Here is a 4,767-nt window from a genome sequence, read left to right on the forward strand (position 1 = left end):
GAGTTCCTGGCGGTTGCTTATCGCGATCTGGCCTCCGGGGCACCGCATTTGGCTCTGGCCCGCGGCAATATCTCGCCCGACACTGAAACCCTGGTGCGCGTGCACGAGCCCACCACGATTCTTGATATTTTGTCGGCCGACCGCACGGCCCATAGCTGGACCGTACCCAGCGCCATGAAGGCCATTGCCGAGGCGCCGTCGGGGGTGATGGTGCTGCTTAATTGCCAGGGTTCGGCCGAGCTCCTGTTCGAGCAGTTCGACGCCTGGGAAAAGCCGCTTGCAGCGCCCACCACCGAACCCGGGTCTCAGCGTTTCGACCTACGCACCTACGGCATCGGTGCGCAGATTTTGCGCGACCTTAACGTGGGTCACGTGCGGCTTTTGGCCCGGCCCCGAAAAATGCCCAGCATGGCGGGCTTTTCCCTGACCGTAACCGGTTACGATAGTGAACCTTCCCCTTCCGCCTAAAAGGAATCCCGACATGAACCCTTATACTTTATCGCCTGACCTCAACGGAGAAGGCCTGCATTTGGGCATTGTCCGTGCGCGCTTCAACGAAGAAATCGGCCTGGCCGAGCTTGATGCCTGCCTGGCCGAGCTGGCCGAGCTCGGCGTCGACGAGCGCGACGTCATGGTGGTGACGGTTCCTGGCGCGCTCGAAATGGGCGTGGCCCTGGCTCAAATGGCCGAAACCTTCGAGTTCGACGCGCTTATTGCACTGGGCGCCGTCATTCGCGGCGAGACCTATCACTTCGAAGTGGTCAGCAACGAAAGCGCCGCCGCCATTAGCCGCATTGCGCTCGAAACCGGCATTCCTGTCGCTAATGGTGTGCTAACTACTGAAACCGAAGAACAGGCCCAAGAGCGTGCTGCCGAAAAAGGGCGCGACTGCGCTCGCACAGCGGTCGAAATGGCGAACTTGGCGGCAGCGCTCGAGCCCGAATCAGATGACGACGATGAGTTCGACGATAACGACTTCGACGACGAGGACGAAGACTTTGATGAAAGGTAAAACGCAAGGTGGCGCGGCACAGGGCCGCGCCAATACTCGCAGTGCGCGCCGCAGGGCGCGCGAGTTCGCTTTACAAGGCGTTTACGCCTGGCTGCTGCGTGCAGACGAAGGCCTGCAAGAGGCCGGCGCCATCGACGCCCACCTGCGCGACGACGAAGAGTTTCCCGAGGCGGACGCCAACTGGTTCAAAACCCTTTTGCATGGTGTGTTGCGCGAGGCGCCGGTGTTGCGCGAACGCTTCTCGCCCTACCTCGACCGCCCTCTCGAAGAGCTCTCGCCTATTGAGCACGGCATCTTGCTCATTGGTAGTTACGAGCTCATCCATCACGTCGAGGTGCCTTACAAGGTTGCCATCAACGAGGCCGTCGAGCTGGCCAAATCGTTCGGGGGCACCGACGGCTTCAAGTTTGTTAACGGTGTTCTGGACCGCATGGCCGCCGACGTCCGTTCGCTCGAGGTCGAGGCGGCCGCACGCCCTCGCTAGTTGCGCCCGGCGCACCCCGTGAACGAGTTCGACCTTATCCGGCGGTATTTTTCAAAGCCGGTTCCGTCCGGGTATCTGGGGGCGGGCGATGACTGCGCCTTGGTGCCCGTTGACCCCGGCAAGCAACTGGCGGTCAGCACCGACCTGCTCATCGAGGGCACGCACTTCCTGAAAGACGTCGACCCGTCGGCATTGGGGCATAAGGCCCTGGCGGTAAACGTATCTGACCTGGCCGCCATGGGGGCGCAGCCCCTGGGCTGTGTGCTGGGCTTGTCGTTGCCCCAAATCGACGAAAACTGGCTTGAGGCATTCTCGCACGCATTCTACCGCTATGCCCAGGCAAGCAATTGCCCTTTGGTGGGCGGCGACACGACACGAAGCCCGGGTGGCATCGTTATAAGCGTGACGGTGTTCGGCCAGGTGGAGCCTGGCCGAGCCTTGCGTCGCGATGCCGCTTGCCCGGATGACGATATTTGGGTTACCGGCAGCCTTGGCGCGCCTGATATTGCCCTGCAAATGCTGCTGGGCCAAGCACCGCTACGGCCCCAATTACTGCAGGCCACCCGCCACGCCCTTGAGCGCCCCGATCCCCCTTGGCGTTTCGCACAGCGCTTGCCGGGTGTTGCCCATGCCGCGCTGGATATTTCGGACGGCTTATTGCAAGACCTGAACCACATTCTAACGGCCAGTGGCTGCGGCGCAGTATTGCACTATGACGCACTGCCGGTAGATGCAGCGCTGGCGTCAGTCGACGCAGCGCAGGTGCAGCGGGCCGTGCTGGCGGGGGGCGACGTTTATCAGCTTTGCTTTACCGCGCCGCCCGAAAATCGCCAGGCAGTCAGCAGCCTGGCAGATGAGTTCAGGCTTCAGGCCACGCGGGTCGGAACCATTGTCAGCACGCCAGGGCTACGGGTTCTCGATACTATAGGCAAAGTCATTCCGGTATCATCTTCGGGCTTTGATCATTTTGGCTGAGATAAATGTCCGATACGCCCACGCCTTTTCAAAAAACTGAAGCTTCCCGGCCTACCTTGGGCTGGGTGTTTCGCAGCCCATACCGGGCCGTGGCGTTTGGCCTGGGCAGCGGGCTGCTGCGTCCGGCGCCGGGTACCTGGGGCACGGCGTTGGGCTGGTTGCTGTGGGTTGCGGTGGTGTCGCGACTTTCCGATGCCGGCATTGCGGTCGTGCTGCTGGTGTCATTTGCCTACGGATGCTGGGCTTGTCACCGTGTGGGCAAAGAGCTTGGTCGGCCCGACGACAGCGCTATGGTGTGGGACGAAATTTTGGCGTTCTGGCTGGTGCTCTGGCTAATGCCCCAAGAGCTCGGCGTGCAGACCGTGGCCTTTGTGGTATTCAGGTTCTTTGACATTATCAAGCCGCCGCCCATTCGTTACTTTGATAAAAAGTTCAAGAACGGCGTGGGCGTCATGTGGGACGACTTGCTTGCTGCGGCCTATAGCTTGCTGGTATTGGCCATTTTGGTCCGCCTGGGGGTTCTATGACACACACGCCAACTGCCGCTCTGGCTCAGCAACTGGGTAAATTGCTTTCTGATCGGGGCTGGATGCTGGCCTGTGCCGAGTCTTGCACCGGGGGGCTGCTTAGCGCCGCCATTACCGACATTGCGGGCTCCAGCCAATGGTTCGACCGGGGCTTTGTCACCTACAGCAATGCCGCCAAAACAGAACAGTTGCGGGTCGGTGCCGACACGCTCGAGCGCTTTGGCGCCGTCAGCGAAGAAACCGCCATGGAAATGGCGGCCGGTGCGCTCGATGCCGGCAAGGTTCAGTTTGCCGTTTCAACCACAGGCATAGCTGGTCCGGGCGGTGCTGTGCCCGGCAAGCCGGTGGGCATGGTGTGTTTTGGTTTTGCCCAGCGGGTCGGAGAAGGCATTAGCACGCGCGCCATCACCAAGGTTTTTGAGGGCGACCGCGCCCACGTTCGCGCGGCGGCGGTTGCCTTTGCGCTGCATCGGGCGCTCGAGATCATCGAGCCCTGATCGGTTTTGCGGATTACAGGGCGGCGCGTGCCCGGTTGATGGCGTCGCGGGTGTCGAGCGCCGCTTTTGCAGCCGCTTCGCGCCAGTCGTCACCGGCGCCCGCATAAATAATGGCGCGCGATGAGTTGATCATCATGCCGGTTCCCACGCTGTTGCAACCGGCCTTTACAGTGGCGTTAATGTCGCCGCCCTGCGCGCCAATGCCCGGCACCAGTAAGGGCATATCACCCACACGCTCTCGCACACGCGCGAGTTCTTCCGGAAAGGTCGCACCCACCACCAGCGCACATTGGCCGTTGCGGTTCCAGCGGTCGGCCACCAGGCCCGCCACACGCAGGTAAAGGGGGTCCGAGTCGGACACCATCAGTGACTGCAGATCAGACCCGCCCTTGTTCGAGGTGCGGCATAAAATAATCACGCCTTTTTCTTCCCAGGAAAGATAGGGCTCGATAGAGTCAAAACCCAAGTAGGGGCTGACTGTGACGGCGTCGGCGCCGAAGCGCTCGAAGGCCTCGCGGGCGTATTGCTCGGCGGTCGAGCCGATGTCGCCACGCTTGGCATCAAGTACCACCGGCAATTGCGGGTAGCGTTCGCGTATGTAGCGGCACAGGTCTTCAAGCTGGTCTTCGGCCCCTTGTGAGGCAAAGTAGGCGATTTGCGGCTTGACGCCGCAAACGTAAGCTGCGGTTGCATCGACGATGCCCCGGCAAAACTCATAAATGGAGTCAGGGCGTCCGTGCAGTTCGGCCGGGAAGCGCATGGGGTCGGGGTCGAGCCCAACCATCAGCAGAGAGTCGGCGTGCGCCCAGGCGGCATCAAGTTTTTGGGTAAAGGTGGTCATGTGTTTATGAATGTTCAGTTTTGCGTCTTCAGGTCAAGTCGCCGGCGGACTTAAGCCGGTCAAAACCGCGATCCACACAATCGCGGCACCGATAATCGCCAGCATGACAGCGGCGCTGCCAAGGTCTTTGGCGCGGCCGATCAAAGGGTGTTTTTCAAGGGTGACGCTGTCGGCGATGGCTTCGAGCGCTGAATTGAGGAGCTCAACGATGAGCACGAAAAACAGGGTGGCAATTAACAGCAGTTGCTCGGCCAAGGTGTTTCCGGCCCAGATTGCGACCGGTATCAGCACCATGCACAAAAGCAGCTCTTGGCGAAAGGCCGCCTCATGCTTAAGGGCTGCGCCTAATCCCTGCATGGAATAACGCAGCGCATTGATCAGGCGGGCCGGGCCGCCTCGACTTTTATACGGTGATTTATGTTGCGTCATGA

Annotated in this window: 8 protein-coding genes; 6 read left to right on the forward strand and 2 right to left on the reverse strand. The window is 61.0% G+C overall.

Annotated features, from left to right (window positions below; genetic code table 11):
- The 6 genes from VL003_RS12040 to VL003_RS12065 form a co-directional block, all read left to right on the forward strand.
- Nucleotides 1–468, forward strand: a 468-nt coding sequence (locus tag VL003_RS12040) for a bifunctional 3,4-dihydroxy-2-butanone-4-phosphate synthase/GTP cyclohydrolase II (protein WP_487047255.1), incomplete at its 5' end; no start/stop codon positions are given.
- A gap of 13 nt (nt 469–481) precedes the next feature.
- Nucleotides 482–1,012, forward strand: coding sequence for a 6,7-dimethyl-8-ribityllumazine synthase (ribH, locus tag VL003_RS12045; RefSeq protein ID WP_325442803.1), 531 nt, complete (start codon nt 482–484; stop codon nt 1,010–1,012).
- Complete coding sequence (gene nusB / locus VL003_RS12050) at nt 1,002–1,496, forward strand: transcription antitermination factor NusB (protein ID WP_325442805.1); 495 nt, start codon at nt 1,002–1,004, stop codon at nt 1,494–1,496. Before ribH ends, nusB begins: the two co-directional genes overlap by 11 nt.
- 18 nt (nt 1,497–1,514) lie before the next feature.
- Nucleotides 1,515–2,471: a thiamine-phosphate kinase gene (gene thiL / locus VL003_RS12055; protein WP_325442807.1), complete on the forward strand. Its 957-nt coding sequence runs from the start codon at nt 1,515–1,517 to the stop codon at nt 2,469–2,471.
- 5 nt (nt 2,472–2,476) lie between these two features.
- Nucleotides 2,477–2,998: a phosphatidylglycerophosphatase A family protein gene (locus VL003_RS12060; RefSeq protein ID WP_325442809.1), complete on the forward strand. Its 522-nt coding sequence runs from the start codon at nt 2,477–2,479 to the stop codon at nt 2,996–2,998.
- Nucleotides 2,995–3,495, forward strand: coding sequence for a CinA family protein (locus tag VL003_RS12065; protein ID WP_325442811.1), 501 nt, complete (start codon nt 2,995–2,997; stop codon nt 3,493–3,495). The genes VL003_RS12060 and VL003_RS12065 overlap by 4 nt, the downstream gene beginning before the upstream one ends.
- A 13-nt stretch (nt 3,496–3,508) precedes the next feature.
- On the opposite strand, the gene pyrF is transcribed toward VL003_RS12065, so the two are convergent.
- Both pyrF and VL003_RS12075 read right to left on the reverse strand, forming a co-directional pair.
- Nucleotides 3,509–4,336: an orotidine-5'-phosphate decarboxylase gene (pyrF, locus tag VL003_RS12070; protein ID WP_325442813.1), complete on the reverse strand. Its 828-nt coding sequence runs from the start codon at nt 4,334–4,336 to the stop codon at nt 3,509–3,511.
- 33 nt (nt 4,337–4,369) lie between these two features.
- On the reverse strand, nt 4,370–4,765 hold the full coding sequence (locus VL003_RS12075) for a diacylglycerol kinase (RefSeq protein WP_325442815.1): 396 nt from the start codon (nt 4,763–4,765) through the stop codon (nt 4,370–4,372).
- Nucleotides 4,766–4,767 lie beyond the last annotated feature (2 nt).

Source organism: Pusillimonas sp., from assembly GCF_035515275.1.
Classification (GTDB): domain Bacteria; phylum Pseudomonadota; class Gammaproteobacteria; order Burkholderiales; family Burkholderiaceae_B; genus Pusillimonas.